The sequence below is a fragment of the Gaiella sp. genome (genome assembly GCF_057140465.1).
In genome coordinates this window covers 1-16,179 of the sequence record NZ_DBNHWK010000078.1, presented here as the reverse complement: position 1 = coordinate 16,179, position 16,179 = coordinate 1, and the positions used below count along the sequence as shown (strand labels likewise).

The 16,179-nt window shown below is 73.3% G+C and carries 12 protein-coding genes and 4 tRNA genes; 11 read left to right on the top strand and 5 right to left on the bottom strand.

Annotated features, from left to right (window positions below; all coding sequences use genetic code 11):
• Positions 1 to 53: 53 nt before the first annotated feature.
• Both AC162C_RS11555 and AC162C_RS11550 read left to right on the top strand, forming a co-directional pair.
• Positions 54 to 2,168, top strand: a complete 2,115-nt coding sequence (locus AC162C_RS11555) for a molybdopterin-containing oxidoreductase family protein (protein ID WP_484097679.1) — start codon at positions 54 to 56, stop codon at positions 2,166 to 2,168.
• A gap of 101 nt (positions 2,169 to 2,269) precedes the next feature.
• Positions 2,270 to 2,343, top strand: a tRNA-Pro gene (locus tag AC162C_RS11550).
• Positions 2,344 to 2,634: 291 nt separating this feature from the next.
• Here the strand turns inward: AC162C_RS11550 and AC162C_RS11545 are convergent.
• Together AC162C_RS11545 and AC162C_RS11540 are read right to left on the bottom strand one after the other, a co-directional pair.
• Complete coding sequence (locus AC162C_RS11545) at positions 2,635 to 3,420, bottom strand: hypothetical protein (RefSeq protein WP_484097678.1); 786 nt, start codon at positions 3,418 to 3,420, stop codon at positions 2,635 to 2,637.
• 139 nt (positions 3,421 to 3,559) lie between these two features.
• Positions 3,560 to 4,300, bottom strand: coding sequence for an MIP/aquaporin family protein (locus AC162C_RS11540; protein WP_462975447.1), 741 nt, complete (start codon positions 4,298 to 4,300; stop codon positions 3,560 to 3,562).
• A gap of 212 nt (positions 4,301 to 4,512) precedes the next feature.
• Between AC162C_RS11540 and AC162C_RS11535 the strand changes: the two genes are divergently transcribed.
• The 4 genes from AC162C_RS11535 (at position 4,513) to AC162C_RS11520 (ending at position 10,779) form a co-directional block, all read left to right on the top strand.
• A complete protein-coding gene (locus AC162C_RS11535) occupies positions 4,513 to 5,523 on the top strand; it encodes an inorganic phosphate transporter (protein ID WP_462974798.1) in 1,011 nt (336 codons plus the stop codon).
• Positions 5,520 to 6,131 carry a DUF47 domain-containing protein gene (locus tag AC162C_RS11530; protein WP_484097677.1) on the top strand — a complete coding sequence of 204 codons (612 nt, stop codon included), beginning with the start codon at positions 5,520 to 5,522 and terminating at the stop codon, positions 6,129 to 6,131. Before AC162C_RS11535 ends, AC162C_RS11530 begins: the two co-directional genes overlap by 4 nt.
• A 170-nt stretch (positions 6,132 to 6,301) precedes the next feature.
• A complete protein-coding gene (locus tag AC162C_RS11525; RefSeq protein WP_484097676.1) occupies positions 6,302 to 8,218 on the top strand; it encodes a diacylglycerol kinase family protein in 1,917 nt (638 codons plus the stop codon).
• A 17-nt stretch (positions 8,219 to 8,235) separates the two neighbouring features.
• A complete protein-coding gene (locus AC162C_RS11520) occupies positions 8,236 to 10,779 on the top strand; it encodes an AMP-binding protein (RefSeq protein WP_484097675.1) in 2,544 nt (847 codons plus the stop codon).
• Between the two features lie 84 nt (positions 10,780 to 10,863).
• Here AC162C_RS11520 and AC162C_RS11515 read toward each other — a convergent pair.
• A tRNA-Gly gene (locus AC162C_RS11515) sits at positions 10,864 to 10,934 on the bottom strand.
• A gap of 25 nt (positions 10,935 to 10,959) precedes the next feature.
• On the opposite strand from AC162C_RS11515, the gene AC162C_RS11510 reads away from it, so the two are divergent.
• On the top strand, positions 10,960 to 11,718 hold the full coding sequence (locus tag AC162C_RS11510) for a cytochrome c oxidase assembly protein (RefSeq protein WP_484097674.1): 759 nt from the start codon (positions 10,960 to 10,962) through the stop codon (positions 11,716 to 11,718).
• Between the two features lie 13 nt (positions 11,719 to 11,731).
• Positions 11,732 to 13,255 carry an alkaline phosphatase D family protein gene (locus AC162C_RS11505; RefSeq protein ID WP_484097673.1) on the top strand — a complete coding sequence of 508 codons (1,524 nt, stop codon included), beginning with the start codon at positions 11,732 to 11,734 and terminating at the stop codon, positions 13,253 to 13,255.
• A gap of 49 nt (positions 13,256 to 13,304) precedes the next feature.
• Here AC162C_RS11505 and AC162C_RS11500 read toward each other — a convergent pair whose 3' ends face one another.
• Entirely contained in the window at positions 13,305 to 14,387 is a 1,083-nt protein-coding gene (locus AC162C_RS11500) for a ferrochelatase (protein WP_484097672.1), read from the bottom strand.
• Between the two features lie 109 nt (positions 14,388 to 14,496).
• On the opposite strand from AC162C_RS11500, the gene AC162C_RS11495 reads away from it, so the two are divergent.
• Positions 14,497 to 14,569, top strand: a tRNA-Arg gene (locus AC162C_RS11495).
• Between the two features lie 81 nt (positions 14,570 to 14,650).
• A tRNA-OTHER gene (locus AC162C_RS11490) sits at positions 14,651 to 14,714 on the top strand.
• Between the two features lie 161 nt (positions 14,715 to 14,875).
• Here AC162C_RS11490 and AC162C_RS11485 read toward each other — a convergent pair.
• Entirely contained in the window at positions 14,876 to 15,457 is a 582-nt protein-coding gene (locus AC162C_RS11485; RefSeq protein WP_484097671.1) for a TetR/AcrR family transcriptional regulator, read from the bottom strand.
• A 159-nt stretch (positions 15,458 to 15,616) separates the two neighbouring features.
• Here AC162C_RS11485 and AC162C_RS11480 point away from each other — a divergent pair.
• The coding region (locus tag AC162C_RS11480; protein ID WP_484097670.1) for a hypothetical protein at positions 15,617 to 16,179 on the top strand (563 nt) is incomplete at its 3' end.

Here is a 16,179-nt window from a genome sequence, read left to right as displayed (position 1 = left end):
CGAGCCAGGGCGACGGCTTGACCGGCACCGTGCCGCGCCAGAGACTTCGGCCCATGCCCGAGCAGCGTCGTGCATCGGCGCGCCCACCGACCGTGGTTCGCGGCGCCTGCCCCCACGACTGCCCCGACACGTGCGCCTGGGAGGTCACCGTCGAGGACGGCCGCGCCGTGGGGCTCCGGGGGGTGAAGGAGCACCCGCTCACGCAGGGGCGTCTCTGCGCGAAGGTCAACCACTACGTCGAGCGCGCGTACAGCCCCGACCGCCTGCTGCACCCGTTGCGCCGCGTCGGGCCGAAGGGCGGTCGCCGCTTCGAGCGCATCGGCTGGGACGAGGCGCTCGACGCGGTCGCGGGCCGGCTGACGGCGATCGTGTCCGAGTCCGGGGGCGAGGCGGTGCTGCCCTACAGCTACATGGGCACGCAGGGCATCGTGCAGGGCGCGTCGCTCGACCGGCGCTTCTTCGCGCTGCTCGGTGCATCGCGGCTGACGCGGGCGATCTGCGGCTCGTCGGCCGCGGAGGGGCTGATCGCGACGCAGGGCGGGACGCGCGGGATGCTGCCCGAGGACCTGCGGCACAGCCGGTTCGTCGTGCTCTGGGGCACGAACACGATCGTCACCAACCAGCACCTGTGGCCGTTCGTGACCGAAGCGCGCCGGTCGGGCGCACGCGTCGTGGTCGTCGACCCCGTCGAGACCCGCACCGCGCGCTCGGCCGACTGGCACGTCCGGCCCCGGCCGGGCACCGACGCCGCACTCGCGCTCGGGCTGATGCGCGTGATCGTGGACGAGGGGATCCACGACGCCGCGTACGTCGACCGCCACACCCTCGGCTTCGAGGAGCTGCGCCTCCGCCTCGCCGAGTACCCGGTCGAGCGCGTGGCCGAGATCACCGGGGTGGAGGCGGCCGAGATCGTCGAGCTCGCCCGGGCGTACGCGACGACGGCGCCGCAGGCGATCCGCACCCTGATCGCGCTCGGGCACCACGAGCGCGCCGCGATGACCCTGCGGACGATCGCGTGCCTCCCGGCGCTCGTCGGCGCGTGGCGCCACCGCGGGGGCGGGCTCGTCGCGACGACGGCCTGGGCCGCCTGGGGCCCGCTGAACCTCGGGCCGGTCGAGCGCCCCGAGCTGGAGGACGCGTCGCTGCGCGAGGTGAACATGGTGCGGCTCGGGCGCGCGCTCACCGAGCTCGACCCGCCGATCCGGGCCCTCGTCGTCTACAACGCGAACCCGGCGGCGATCGCCCCCGACCAGGGCCGCGTGCTCGAGGGCCTGCGGCGGGACGACCTCTTCACCGTCTGCGTCGAGCAGTTCCTCACGGACACCGCCGCCCACGCCGACATCGTCCTGCCCGCGACGACGCAGCTCGAGCACCTCGACCTCGTGCCGTCCTGGGGCAGCGTCTACGTGACGCTCAACCGGCCGGCGATCGCGCCGCTCGGGGAGGCGCTTCCGAACAGCGAGATCTTCCGGCGGCTGGCCGCCCGCATGGGCATGGACGAGACGCTGTTCGCCGCCACCGACGAGGAGCTCGTCCGCCTCGCGCTCGACTCGGGGCACCCGCTGCTCGAGGGCGTGACCTGGGAAGGCCTGCTCGAGACCGGGTACGCGAAGGTCGCGGTCGGCGACGACTGGCGGCCCTATGCGGAAGGCGGCTTCGCCACCCCGTCCGGGAAGCTCGAGTTCGTGTCGACGGCGATGGCGGACGCCGGTCACGACCCGCTTCCCGCGTACGTGCCGGCCGGGGAGTCGCCGACAGGCGACCCCGAGCGGTCGGCCCGGTACCCGCTCCAGCTCCTGACCGCGAAGTGGTCGCTGCACTTCCTCAACTCCCAGTACGCGAACCTGCCGCGGCACCGCGCCGCCGAGGGCGAGCTCCCGGTGTCCCTCGCCGCGGCGGATGCCGACGCGCGCGGGATCGCGGAGGGCGCCCTGGTGCGCGTGTTCAACGGCCGCGGCGCCGTCCTCGCGCGCGCCCGTGTGGGGACGGCCGTGCCGCCGGGGGTGGTCGCGCTGCCGTCGGGTTGGTGGGCCTCGCTCGTCGAGGGCGGCGCGTCGGCGAACGCCCTCACGCCCGACACGCTGACCGACCTCGGCGGCGGCTGCGCGTTCCACGACGCGCTCGTCGACGTGGCGCCCGTCGAGGAGCCTCCGGCGACGCCGGGCTGATCCGGGCCGAGCAGGGCGCGGGGCGCGCCCGGCGACCACGGCCGTGGCCCGGCCGCGGCGCGCGGCCTTCCTGCCGGGCGACGATCTACACTGCGGGCGGCCGGGGCGTGGCGCAGCCTGGTAGCGCGCTTGCTGTGGGAGCAAGAGGTCGTCGGTTCAAGTCCGACCGCCCCGACTCACCGCAACACCAGGAGAGATGCCGCATCGTCGATCGGAGAGGCCCGACGCCAGGGCCTCTCCGGCGTTCCTGGAACAGTTCTTGGAACTGTCAGCCCGCGTTGATGTTCCCGGTAGCGCACCTGGGCCAGCCTGTCCGATGCGGAGCGCCGGTCGAAAGCGCGGTCCGACCGACCCAACCCTGGACGGTGTGTCACGGCAGCCGCGGCTGACGGTGGGTCAGCGACGTCCTCGACGCGGTGTGTCGTCCGGTCGCTCCTCGGGGCGCGTGCGCCCCTGCGCCCGGGAATCAACCTGGAGGTGGCTGTTGGTTCGGCCGAAGCACGAGAGCGATGCTGACGACGAGGATCCAGGCGAGGTAGACGAGGATCGGGAACCAGGCCACGGCCAGCAGCGTCAGCACCGCCACGACCAGGCCGATCCAGCCGAGCCACGCCGGAAGCGCGCCGTTCCTGATCGCGAGCACCGAGGTGGCGACGACGAGTCCGGCGGCGATCATCGTCGAGCTGACGAGCAGCAGGTAGCTCGTCGTGCTGGTGAGCCGCGCCAGGTCGGGGTCGAGCTGGAACTTGTCGGTCTCGTCGGCTACAGCTGCGGGGCCGATGCCGATGCATGCTGCCCCGAGCAGGAGCGCGATGGAGAGGAGGCCTGACCCGAACGCGAGGGTCGACAGCCCGTGTGAGCCCGACTCGACGGCACGCAGACGCTCTCGGAGGCTTGTCAGGAACCAGAGGAAGAACAGTGCGCCGACCACGATCATGAAGAAGACGACGATCTCCTGCGTGCGGTTCCCGCTGTCGCCGTACCACGCGAGGTACTCGGCGTCGGAATCGGATGCCTGTGGCGAATCCCCGGTGAGGGCGAACGCAAGCACGAACAATGCGACGAACACGATCCCGCTCAACGGAGTCAAGCGTCCCGCCGTTGCGCTGTTCATGAGCTGACAACCTCCGATCCGGTTGGGCTGACCCCGCGGCGGCAGCATCCCGCACCACGGTCGAGCAGTCAACTCGACCAGGGCCGTCGCCCACAGCCCGGAGACGGGAGGGGCGGTCTCGATCTTGCCAGGGAGCATGCCCGCACACTCCGGGCGGCGAGGGATCACGGCAAACCGCCTCAACGGAGCAAGGACGAGGGGTGGGCACCCGGTCGTCCCCCGAGACGCGGGAGGGCGCCGTCGGCGCCCTCCCACGGTGCTCCTCTCGCCCGGTGCCTTACAGCTCTGCGGCAGGCTCCTCGACGACGACGACGTCCTCGGAGGGGCCGGATCGGCCGCCGCGTTCGACGATTCCGACCCAGATCGCCGCTCCGATCACTCCGCCGGCGAGTGGCCCGACGAGGTAGATCCAGATGTTGCTCCACTCCCAGGCCCAGATCGCGGGGGCGAGCGACCGCGCCGGGTTCACCGATCCGCCCGAGGTCGAGCCGATCACGGCCGCCATCGTGAAGATGTAGAGGCCGATCATCAGCGGCGCCATCACGCCGTACCACGCCGCGCGCGCGTCGGTCGCGACGGTGAGGATCACCATCAGGAACAGCGCGGTGGCGACGATCTCGAGCACCATCGCGCCCCAGTCGTCGACGTCGAAGCCGGGGTTCGTGACGAGCGCGTCGGTGACGGTGTCGTCGAAGACGATCGCCTGCACGGCGACCGCGCCGATGCCCCCGATCAGCTGGGCGATCCAGTACGGGATCACGTCCATCGGCTGGAACTTCCGCCCGATCGTCAGCCCGAGCGTCACCGCGGGGTTGAAGTGGCCGCCCGAGATGTGACCGAAGGCGGTGATCGCGAGCGCGAGCCCGAATCCGAAGCCTGCCGGGATCGCAACCATCGTCAGGAGCGTCCCGTTCCCTTCGCCGAACTGCGAGTCGAAGCCGACCAGCGTCGCGATCGCGCTGAAGCCCAGGAAGAAGAACAGGAACGTGCCGAACATCTCGGCGAGCAGACGTTGCACAAGGGGTGGGGAGTCCACGGGTCCCTCCAGTCGGGTTGCTTCGCGGGCGGCCCCGCGCAGGTCTCTGCGAGCGGGTTCTCCGCGGTCGCGCCCGTTCCTCCCACCCGATCGAGCGGAGGGACGACGCCCGCGGGCCGTGCGTCCCTGCCGTCCCCTGCCTCCTCGCCGAGGCGCGGTACGTCGCCCCGGCGACGAGCCTCTAGAGTCGGCGGATGGACGTCGGCCTCGTGGTTGCGGTGGCGCTCGCGTTCGCGTTCGCCCTCACGAACGGGTTCCACGACGCCTCGAACGCGATCGCGACGCTCGTGGGCACGCGCGCCGCGCGGCCGGGGCAGGCGATCGTGCTCGCCGCCGTCTTCAACATGCTCGGGCCGCTGCTCGTCGGCGCCGCGGTCGCGAGCACGATCGGGGGCATCGTCGACGTGCCGGCCGACGAGACGGTCGAGGTCGTCGGAGCCGCGCTGATCGCCGCCACCGGGTGGAACCTGATCACGTGGTCGCGCGGGCTCCCCTCGAGCTCGGGGCACGCGCTCGTCGGCGGCCTCACCGGGGCCGCGCTCCTGGCGGGCGGGGTGTCGGCGGTCAACTGGGGCGGGTTCGACGGCTGGCGCCCGGTCGGCTTCGTCGGCACGGTGGTCGCGCTCGCGGTGTCGCCCGTGATCGGAGCGGTCGTCGCCTTCGCGCTGATCCGGCTGCTCGCCCGCCTCCTGCGGCGCGCGACCCGTCGCATGCGCACGCCGGTCAACGCCGGGCAGTGGGTGAGCTCCGCCGCGCTCGCGTTCAGCCACGGTGCGAACGACGCCCAGAAGGCCGTCGGCGTGATCGTCGCCCTCCTCGTCGCGACCGGGAAGTCGTCATCCTTCGAGGCACCGTTGTGGGTCGAGCTCGGCGCCGCCGCGGCGCTCACGCTCGGTACCGCGCTCGGCGGGTGGAAGATCGTGAAGACGATCGGTCGCAGCATCTACCGGATCCGGCCGCTGGACGGCCTCGCGAGCCAGTCCGGATCGTCGGCGGTCATCCTCGGCGCGTCGTTCCTCGGTGCGCCCGTGTCGACGACCCACGTCGTCGCCTCGTCGATCGTCGGGATCGGGGCGGGGCGCCGGCGCTGGCGGCACGTGCGCTGGTCGATCGTGCGCGAGATGCTGATCGCGTGGGCGACGACGATCCCCGTCTGCGCGCTGCTCGCGGCGCTGACGCTGATCCTGTGGAGGTGGGTCGCATGACCGTGCACCGGTGGTTCCTGCCCGACACGCCCGACGTGCTCGGGATGCTCCGCTCGCAGCTCGAGGTGACGATCGCGGGGATGGACGCCCTCGTCGCCTGGGCGGACGGCGACGCCCGGAAGGCCGACGACGTCCGCCGTCTCGAGCACGAGGCGGACGACCACAAGCGCCGGCTGGAGCGCACGCTCGTCGACGCCTTCACCACGCCGTACGACCCCGAGAACCTGTACACGATCGGCCGGGGGATCGACTGGGTCCTCAACCTCGCCAAGGACGCGGTGCGCGAGTCGGAGGTGATGGCGTGCCCGCCCGACCGTCCCGTCGCCGAGATGGCGGCGCTGCTCCGCGAGGCCGTCGGGCACCTCGACGACGCGGTCGCGGGCCTGCAGGCCCACCGCGAGGGCGCCACGACCGCGGCCGACGCCGCGATCAAGGCCGAGCGCAACATCGAGCGCGTCTACCGGCGCGCGATGGCGGAGCTGCTGGAGGTCGACGACCTGCGCGAGGTGATGGCGCGGCGCGAGCTGTACCGCCGGTTCTCGCGGATCGGCGAGACGGTCGCCGAGGTCGCCGAGCGCATCTGGTACGCGGTGATCAAGGAGGCGTGAGCCCGCACGCGGCGCCACGGCGAACGGCTCCGTGGTCCCGCCTCGTCCTCGGGCGACCGGGCACGACGGGCCGGAGACGGCGATGCGGGAGGCCCGAACGGCGGGTCAGTGTCGTCCCCGATTCGAGCCGGACGGCAGCGACGTACCCTCGTCGTGAAAGGGGCGTGCGGATGCAGGCCACCACCGTCGTCGAGGGACCGGGGGAGATCGTGCGCGGCGCGGCCTCCGAGGCGGCGCCGCCGCGTCGGCGTGCGGCCCCGGCGCGCCCGCCGCTGATCGTCTCCGTCGTGGGGATCGACGGCTGCGGCAAGACGTCCACGTTCGAGGCGGTGCTCGCCGCGCTCGCGCGGAGCCTCGCCGTCGTCGGTGTCGGCGACCGCGTCCTCGCGGGCGCCCCCGGGGTGGGCGTCCACGAGCGCACCGACGTCCCCCGCACCCGGCTGACGCGCGTCGTGGGGCGCCTCGCGAAGGGCCTGCGCGTCCCCGTCCTCTACAAGAACGTGAAGTTCCTCGACCTCACCGAGCGGACGCGCCTCGTCGACCACGTCCGGGTCCACGATCGGCCCGACGTCATCCTCTGCGACGGCGACCCGCTCGTGAACACGGCGGCCTGGGCGGTCGCACGGTTCGCCCGCGACGAGCTCGCGGGCGACGACGACGCCCTCGACGAGGGCCTCGCGCTGCTCGCGCACGAGCGGACGCTCCGGCTCCGCGAGCTCCCGGGGCGACTGCGGCGCTCCTGGCAGCTGACGCTGCTCAACCGCCTGCGCCTCGGGCGCTTCGCCTACCCGGGCCTCGTCGTGCTCCTCGAGATCGACCCCGCCGTCGCGCTCGGGCGGATCCGGGCGCGCGGGCGGCCGCTGCAGACGCACGAGAACGAGGCCTTCCTCGCGGAGCTCGGCCGCGCGTACGAGCGCGTCTGCGCGCTGCTCGAGCGGCGGCGCGGGCTTCCCGTCCTGCGCGTGCCGGTCGGCGAGGTGCCGCCCGAGGAGGTCGTGGCGCGCGTGGTGGCGGCGGTGAGCGACACGATCCGCGCGATCGACGAGGCCGGGGAGGCCGACGCCGTCGCCGAGGGGGCGATCGACGTGATCGCGACGACGATCTCCGGCTCGCTCGAGGACCAGCGGAAGGTCGATCGGATCCTGCCCGCGTTCCGTGCGCGGACGCCCCGCCCGGTGCGCGTGCACGTGGCGCACAGCCACGCGGAGGCGCAGGAGCAGGCGCACGGCGTCGTCCGCCGGGGCGGGCGACTGGTCGTGTCGGCCGGCGGCGCCGGGACGTTCAACGCCGTCCTCGAGGGGGCGCTGCTCGACGGCGGCGTCCCCGCCGACCTCCGGCTCGCCTTCCTTCGCAAGGGATCGGCCGACCTCATCGGCAAGGTGCTCGGCATCCCCGACACGCTGCCGGAGGCGGTCGACGCGATCGTCGGCGGCATCGAGAGCGACGAGACGGTCGCCGCCGACGTCGTCGCCCTCGCCGCGACGGCGCCCGACGGCGAGGCGGTGACCCGTCACCTCGTCGGCTTCGGCGGCTTCGGCGTCTTCGGCGAGATCCCACGCTTCACCGAGTCGAGGCTGGTGAAGGCCTACAAGGGCGTCCTCGGGCAGCTCTTCGGCGACCTCGGGCCGTTCATGACGGGGTTCGCGCTCGCGACGGTCGAGTGGAACGTCGCCCGCCTCGCCGGGCGCCGTCCGCGTCTGACCCTCGTGCTCGACGGCGACGAGGTCGGGCCCGACGACTGGGTCTCGGTGATCCTGATGAACGGCGACCTCGGGCGCGACTTCACGCTCGGCCGCGGGCTCGACCTGGCGAGCGGGACGTTCCGCGTGATCGCGCTGCGCTCCCTCGGCCCGCGCGCGCTGATCCGCCAGACCGTCGCCTGCAGAACGGGAGCCGTGCTCGACGACCCGCAGGCCTACGGAGCGGTCGTCGCGGAGGTGCGCAGCCTCACCGTGCGCCCCGAGGATCCCGGGTGGGAGCAGCTCGTCAACGTCGACGGGCTGAAGCTGCGAGCCCGCGGGCCGGTCGACGTCACGGTGGCGGGCCGCGTCGCGCTCGTGCCGGGCAGGCCGGGCGCCGCGGCGTAGCGGGAGCGGGCCCGGTCGTGCCGGAGGCGATGGAGACGCTCGTCGACCTCCTCGACGTCGCGGCCGCGGAGCACGGCGGGCGCACGGCCCTCACGATCCGCTCCGGGCTTCGCGACGACACGTGGAGCTATCGGCGTCTCCGGGCCCGATCCGCCGCGCTCGCCGCACACCTCGCAGAGGATCGCCGCCTCGAGCCCGGGGCGCGCGTCGTCGTGTGGGGCCCGAACTGCCCGCAGCTCGTGGCCGCGATCTTCGGCGTGCTGCTCGGCCGCTTCGTGCTCGTCCCGCTCGACCCGTACGCGACCCCGGAGCTGCGTGCCCGCGTCGTCGACCGCACGGATGCCGCCCTCGTGATCAGCGGCTTCGGAGAGGTCCCGGACGCGCCGACGCTCGAGCTGCCCGCGCTCCCGTTCGACGAGCAGCGGCCGTACCGCGGCGTCCGGCCGCGGGCCGACGACCTCGCGGAGATCGTGTTCACCTCGGGCACCACCGGCCGCCCCAAGGGCGTCGAGCTCACGCACGCGAACGTCGTCGCCAACGTCCGCTCCGCACATGCCGCGCTCCGGCCGACGCACGACTTCCGGCTGCTCTCGGTCCTGCCGCTGTCGCACATGTTCGAGCAGACGGCCGGCCTGTTCCTGCCGCTGTCGGTCGGCGCGAGCGTCCACTACACGCCGAGCCGGCAGCCGCCCGTGCTCGTGAAGACGATGCGCCGCCAGAAGGTGACGGCGATGGCGGTCGTTCCGCAGGTGCTCGAGTTCCTGCTCGCGGGGATCGAGCAGGAGGTGCAGCGCCGCGGCTCGCTCGGCAGCTGGCAGGCCGCGCACCGGCTCGCGCCCCGCCTGCCGGTGGCGGCGCGGCGCGTGCTCTTCCGCCGCGTCCACCGGGAGCTCGGCGGGTGCCTCGAGCTCTTCGTCAGCGGCGGCGCCGCGCTCGACCCGGAGGTCGGCGCCGCATGGGAGCGCCTCGGGGTGACCGTCCTCGAGGGGTACGGCACGACCGAGTGCGCGCCGAGCGTCGCCTCGAACACGCGCGCGGATCGGAAGGCCGGCAGCGTCGGTCGCCCCGTGCCCGGGGTCGACGTGCGGATCGGCGACGGCGGCGAGATCCTCGTGCGCGGCCCGAACGTGACCCCGGGCTACTGGCGGGACGACGAGGCGACGGCGGCGGCCTTCACCGCGGACGGCTGGTTGCGCACCGGTGACCTCGGCGAGATCGACCGCGACGGGTTCCTGTATCTCCGCGGGCGGCTCACCGACCTGATCGTGCTCCCGAGCGGCCTCAACGTGCATCCGGAGGACGTGGAGGCCGAGCTCGCCGGAGAGGAGGCGGTCGGCGACTGCGCCGTCGTCGGAGCGGCCGACCCGGAGCGGGGCGTCCACGTGCACGCCGTCGTGCTCCCCGCCGACCGCGGCGCCGACGCGCAGGACCGCGTCGCCGGGGCGGTGCGGCGCGCCAACGCGCGGCTCGCACCGCACCAGCGGATCGGGGCGTTCACGCTCTGGGAGGAGGGAGAGCTCCCTCGCACGAGCCTGCTGAAGCTGAAGCGCCACGAGGTGCTCGCTGCGCTCGCGGGTCGCCCTCCGGCCGGCGAGCCGTCGTCCCCGCGGCCCACTGCGGACGCCGACCGCGCGAGCCGCCTCCTGCGCATCCTCGTCGGCCTCGCCCCGGCGGGCGCGGCGCTGGGCCCGGACAGCGACCTCGCCCTCGACGTCGGCCTCGACTCGCTCGCACGGGTCGAGCTCGCCGTCCGGCTCGAGCGCGAGCTGGGGCTGTCGCTCGAGGAGGACGCGCTCGCCGGGGCCGCGACGGTCGGGGAGCTGACGGCGATCGTCGAGGGCGGACAGGCCGCGTCTCCCCCGGTCGCGTTCCCGGAGTGGGCACTCGGTGGCCCGGCCCGCCTCGTCCGTACCGTCCTCCAGGCGGCGGTGCTGTTCCCGGTGCACGCGCTCGTGTGCTCCCCCTTCCGCGTCGAGGGGCGCGAGCACCTGGAGGCGCTCGACACGCCCGTGCTGATCGTCGCCAACCACGCGAGCCATCTCGACACGCCGTCGATCCTGCGGGCGCTGCCCCGCGCGGTGCGTCGGCGTGTCGCGGTCGCCGCCGCCGCCGACTACTTCTTCCGCACCCGCCCGCTCGCGATCGCGATGCCGCTGCTCCTGAACGCGTTCCCGTTCTCCCGGGAGGGGGCCGTCCGTTCCAGCCTCGAGCACTGCGGCGACCTCGTCGACGGAGGCTGGTCGGTGCTCGTCTACCCGGAGGGCACGCGCTCGCCGACGGGTGTCGTCCAGCCGTTCCGGGCGGGCAGCGGGTTGCTCGCCGCCGGCCTCCGCGTGCCGGTCGTCCCGATCGCGGTCGAGGGCACCCACGCTCTCCTCCCGAAGGGCCGGCGGTGGCCGCGCCGCGGCCCCGTCACCGTGCGCGTCGGCCCCTGCGTGCACGTCGACCCGTCGGCCGAGAGCGCCGACGCCGCCGGGCGCCTCGCCGTCGCGGTGTCGGCGCTCGGCGCGACCCCCGGGGTCGAGCCGCCCACGGCTCGCGGCGCGAGTCGCGCCGCCTGAAGCCCGGAGACGGTGCACGGGCGGGGCCTGCGACCCCGGCGCGTACGCGGGGCGGGCATCGTCGATGCCGGACGGCGTGAGGGAAGCGGCCTACCGGATTCGAACCGGTGACACGAGCTTGGAAGGCTCGGGTGATACCACTTCACCAAGGCCGCCCGTGAAGGCACTAGCGTAGCGCCTGTGTCGCCCGGCGCGTGGTCATGGAACGCGGAGGCACTCGTCGGCGTCGTGCTCGCCGTCGCCTACCTCGCCTCGCTGCGGCGCTGGCCGGCCGGGCCGTGGCGCGCGCTCTCGTTCCTCGCCGGGTGCCTGCTCGTCGTCGTCGTCTTCGTGACGCCGTGGGACACCGTCGCGGTCGAGTACCTGCTGTGGCTGCACCTGCTGCAGAACGTCGTGCTCGCCGAGTGGGTTCCGCTCCTGCTCGTGCTCGGGCTCGCCCCGCCGCTCGCAGCCCGGATCGCGCAGGTTCCCGCGATCCGGGCGGTCACGCACCCGTTCGTCGCGCTGCCGCTGTGGGTCGGCGCCTACGCCCTGTGGCACGTGCCGGCGCCGTACGACGCGGCGCTGCGGGACGGGGGCCTCCTGCTCGCGCTCGAGCACCTGACGTACCTCGTCACCGGCCTCGCGATGTGGTGGTGCGTCTGGCAGGACGAGCCTCACCGCCTCGGCCCGGGCCCCCGCGCCGCCTACGTCTTCGCCGGGTTCGTGCTCTCCGCGCCGCTCGGGCTCGTCCTCGCCCTGGTCCCCGAGCCGATCTACGAGGCGTACGCCGACGCCCCGGAGCGCCTCTGGGGCATCGGCCGGCTCGCCGACCAGCAGCTCGGCGGCATCTCGATGGCGTCGGAGCAGGCGGTCGTCTTCTTCGCCGTCTTCGCCTACTGGTTCCTCCGCTTCCTCGCGGAGCAGGAGCAGCTCGAGACTCCGCGCGCGCCGTCGTAGTACCCTCCGGCGGATGGTTCGCATCGCCGTCGCCGCCGTCGTCACCGCAGGCGTGGCCGTCCTCTCGGCGATCGGCTTCGCGGCGACGCCGAGCCCGTTCCAGCAGGGCGTGGCCGCGGGCGAGATCACGACGTCGGAGGCGCTGCTCTGGACGCGTGCTCCGCGGGTCGGGCTGCTGCGCGTCGAGGTCGCGGCGAATGCGCGCTTCACCGGCCGCCTGATCGTGAAGCAGGCTGACGCACGGTCGCGCGACGACCGGACCGTCCGCGTGCGCGTCACGGGGCTGCGGTCGGGCGGGCGCTACTGGTACCGCTTCCGCCAGGGATCGTCGCTGAGCCCGGTGGGGACCTTCGTCACGGCGCCCCTCCCGGCGACCCCGGCGCGCGTCCGTTTCGCGATCTCCGGCGACGCCGACGCGACGCCCGGCGCGAACGGCCGGCCTGCGTACAACCGCTTCGAGACGTACGCCCGGATGGCCCGTGAGCGCAACCAGTTCAACATCAACCTCGGCGACACGATCTACTCCGACTCCGAGGTCGGCGGCACGCCCGTCGCGCGCACGACGGCGGCGAAGTGGGGGAAGTACAAGCTCGGCCTCGCCCTTCCGGCGCTGCGGCAGCTCCGGGCCAGCGCCGGGCTCTACAGCCACTGGGACGACCACGAGTTCATCAACGACTTCTCGCGCGCGGAGCACGGCACGGCGATCTACCGCGCGGGCGTGAAGGCGTTCACCGACTACGCCCCCGTCACGTACTCGCCGTCGACGGGCCTCTACCGGACGTTCCGCTGGGGGCGGCACCTCGAGCTCTTCTTCCTCGACGAGCGCTCGTTCCGGAGCGCGAAGGCGACGGGCCTGTGCGGGAACGACCTCGCGCCGACGGCGCCGGCTGCGGTCCGCGCGGGCTTCGCGGCGATCGCCCCCGACCTCGCGCAGCCCGTGCCGCAGGCGTGCCTGGACACGATCGCGAGCCCGACGCGGACGATGCTCGGCGAGGCGCAGGAGGCCGCGTTCGCGAAGGCCGTTCGCGCCTCGACGGCGACGTTCAAGGTGGTCGTCAACGAGGTGCCGATGCTGCAGATGTACGCGCTGCCGTACGACCGCTGGGAGGGCTACGCGGCCGCCCGGTCACGGATGCTGAACGTGCTGGAGGGGATCCCGGGCGTCGTCGTCCTCACGACCGACACGCACGCGCACCTGATCGGCGAGATCCGGCGCTCGACGCTCGAGCCGCCGGCGCCCGTCGGCACCGGGATCTGGGAGGTCGTCACCGGCCCCGTCGCCACCAACACGTACGGGAAGGAGATCGACGCGTTCCTCGGCTCACCGGGCGCGGGCGCCCTCGTCACGGGCCTCTTCTTCAAGCCGGCGCCGCCGAGCGGCCTCGGCCTCCGCTGCGCCGCGACCGACCAGTACGGCTACGCGCAGGTCGAGGTCACCGCGACGCGGCTGACCGTGACGCCGAAGACTGCGGCCGGCCAGCCCGTCGTCGACGCGACCGGGGCGCGGTGCGCGCCGCTCGTCGTGCGTCCCTCGTAGCTCCGCGCCGGCTCTCGCGGCGCCCGCGCGCCGGGGAGGCGGCCACCGCTCAGGCGGGCGTCGACGGCTCCCACGGGCTCGGGCGCCCCGTGCCGGGCCTGCAGCAGCCGGGCGGGCAGGTGTCGTAGCCCGGCCCGTCCGCTCCGAGCGCGCGCCGCGGCACTGCCGGGTCGAGCCGCTCCTGGACCAGCTCGCGGATCATCGAGACGAACGCGGGGTGCGTGCCGACGCTGGGCACCCGGGCGAACGCGAGACCGGCGGCCTCGGCCGCCTCGCGGGCCTCGACGTCGAGGTCGTAGAGCACCTCGAGGTGGTCGGACACGAACCCGAGCGGCGAGACGACGACCGCGCCCGCACCGTGGGCCGGGAGCGCCTCGACCGCGTCGCAGACGTCGGGCTCGAGCCAGGGCACGTGCGGCGGGCCGCTGCGGCTCTGGTAGACGACCTGCCAGTCGCGGGCGCCGGCCGCCTGCGCGACGAGCCCCGCCGACTCGGCGAGCTGTGCCTCGTAGCGGCAGCCGGCGGCCATCGCCGCGGGGATCGAGTGGGCGGAGAAGAGCACGTGCGCGTCCGGCTGCTCGGCGAGGGCGGCGGCGAGGAGCTCGGCGTTCGCCTCGACCCAGCCCGGGTGGTTGTAGAACATGCGGGTCTTCAGCACCTCGGGTGCGGCGTCGCCGACCGCCTGCTGCGCGTCGTGCAGGTTCTCGCGGTACTGCCTGCACCCGGAGTAGGAGCTGAAGCCCGAGGTGAAGAACGCCAGCGCGCGCTCGATCCCGTCGTCGGCCATCTCCCGCAGCGTGTCGGCGAGGAACGGGTGCCAGTTGCGGTTGCCGAAGTAGATCGGGAGGTCGATGCCGTGCGCCGCGAGCTCGGGCCGGAGCGCGTCGATCAGGGCGCGGTTCTGGGCGTTGATCGGGCTGACGCCGCCGAAGCGCTCGTAGTGCTGCGCGACCTCGGCGAGCCGCTCGGGCGGCACGCCGCGCCCCCGCGTCACGTTCTCGAGGAACGGGATCACGTCGTCCGTCCCCTCGGGGCCGCCGAACGAGACGACCAGCAGCGCGTCGAACCGGGTGTCGGGGTAGCGGCTGCGCGCCCCGTCGGCGGGCGGCTTCAGGCTCAGGGGCGTCTCCATGGCGGCGGCAGCACCGTAGCACCCGCCGTCCGGCGGCCCTGCGGCCCGCGGAGCCGACTGCCGCGTGGCTCACGGGCGCCCGCCCGGCGACCGATTACCCTTCCACCGGGCGCCCGTAGCTCAGTGGACAGAGCGGCGGACTTCTAATCCGCGGGTCGCAGGTTCGAATCCTGCCGGGCGCATCAGGATCCATGCGGGATCACGGGCTTCCGCCCCGGCCCGCGGATCGAGGGGGTCAACAGACGGGTCAACAGGCGGTCACGGGGAGCGCGTCCGATCGTCGGCCTGTCACGCCGGAGGCCGCGGGTTCGAGTCCCGCCGCTCCCGTCTCTGAACCCGCTCGTGGAGCCGGTTTCGTCGGTCTGGCGACGTCGACGCTCGGCCACGGGATAGAACGTTGGCAAAGCAACCCAGCGTGGAGCGGCACGTGACGCTGCCACGTACTGACGGGGCGCCGCGTTGTCGCCGCTCGAGCGGACAGACTCGCCTCAGACGGTGAGGAGCACGTCGACGAGTGACTCCGCGAGGCCTTCCGTCATGGGCGCGGGCACGACGAGCGTGCGCTGGAAGACGGTGCCGACGAGGAGGTCGAGCGCCAGCGCGACGTCGAGGTCGCTGCGCAGGTCGCCACGGGCGACGCCTCGCTCGAGCGCAGCCGCGGCGGACGTCCGCCATGGGAGAACCGATCGTCGTCGAAACTCGGCGGCCATCTCTGGATCGTCATCGACGCGCGCGATCGCGGCGAGGATCACGATCGCCGCGATCCGATCGCTGAACGTGGCCACGAGCTGATCGGCGGCTGCCTGCAGGTCGGCGCGAGTCGACCCGGAGTCCGGCACGAGACCGATGGCGAGATGGTCGGCGGCGGCGTCGAGCACGAGTTCGGACTTGGACGGCCACCAGCGATAGATCGTCGCCTTGCTCACTCCCGCTCGACGGGCGACGCCCTGGATCGTGAGGCGCTGGTAGCCCACCTCGGCGAGCGACTCGAGAGCAGCGGCGAGGATCGCACGTTGTGACTCGCGGCTGCGGGGACGGCCACGCTGCTTCTTAGTGTCGTCGTCGGCCATCGGTCTCTCCAAAACTATCCGAGGCGTCTCGTATTGACTCGCCTCCCGAGAGCAGTTATAAAAACGAGACGTATCGAATCATAAGTGTCTGGATCAAGCGCGTCGAGGGCCTGGGAATGGGACTCCGAAGACGAGCCGGGCGCAGATCAGGGAGGGACGATGGCCAGCACCAACTCGCACCACGAACACTCGCGGATCGGGCGCATACTGACCGCCTTCGTCAACCGCCCAGGTCGAGTCCTTCTCATCCTCGGCCTGCTCACGGCGGTAATCGTCGTCGTCGGCATCAAGACGACGCCGGACAGGGAAGCGTCGTTCGATCCGGGCGGCGACGTCTTCGACACAGCTGTGCTGGTCGAGCGCACGTTCAGGCCCTCGACGACCGAGCTTCAGTTCATCGTTGAAGACGAGAACGCCGACGCACTCGATCTCGCCACCCTCCGGGAGTGGAAGCAGAACTCCGACGCGCTCCGATCGTCGGACGAGCTGAGCGGCGCGTTCTCGACCTACTTCGACAACGACCTCTCGCAGACGGTCATCGGACTGCACACGATCGCGGACGCGGTCGACGACGACCTTCGGAGCTCGGGAGTCGCGGGTGGGCTCGGCAGCGCGAACGAGGACGACGTGAAGCTCGCACTGAGTCGCGTTCTCGACGAGGAACAGCCCACCGCGCTGTTTCGCGACGTGCTCTCCGTCGACGCGACCTCGAAGCCCGGGAC

What these genes read in the sequence shown, in the direction of transcription:
- AC162C_RS11555 (WP_484097679.1), top strand. Translation starts at nt 54, where the DNA reads ATGCCCGAGCAGCGTCGTGCATCGGCGCGCCCACCGACCGTGGTTCGC.
- AC162C_RS11545 (WP_484097678.1), bottom strand. Translation starts at nt 3,420, where the DNA reads ATGCTCCCTGGCAAGATCGAGACCGCCCCTCCCGTCTCCGGGCTGTGG.
- AC162C_RS11535 (WP_462974798.1), top strand. Translation starts at nt 4,513, where the DNA reads ATGGACGTCGGCCTCGTGGTTGCGGTGGCGCTCGCGTTCGCGTTCGCC.
- AC162C_RS11530 (WP_484097677.1), top strand. Translation starts at nt 5,520, where the DNA reads ATGACCGTGCACCGGTGGTTCCTGCCCGACACGCCCGACGTGCTCGGG.
- AC162C_RS11525 (WP_484097676.1), top strand. Translation starts at nt 6,302, where the DNA reads ATGCAGGCCACCACCGTCGTCGAGGGACCGGGGGAGATCGTGCGCGGC.
- AC162C_RS11505 (WP_484097673.1), top strand. Translation starts at nt 11,732, where the DNA reads ATGGTTCGCATCGCCGTCGCCGCCGTCGTCACCGCAGGCGTGGCCGTC.
- AC162C_RS11500 (WP_484097672.1), bottom strand. Translation starts at nt 14,387, where the DNA reads ATGGAGACGCCCCTGAGCCTGAAGCCGCCCGCCGACGGGGCGCGCAGC.
- AC162C_RS11485 (WP_484097671.1), bottom strand. Translation starts at nt 15,457, where the DNA reads ATGGCCGACGACGACACTAAGAAGCAGCGTGGCCGTCCCCGCAGCCGC.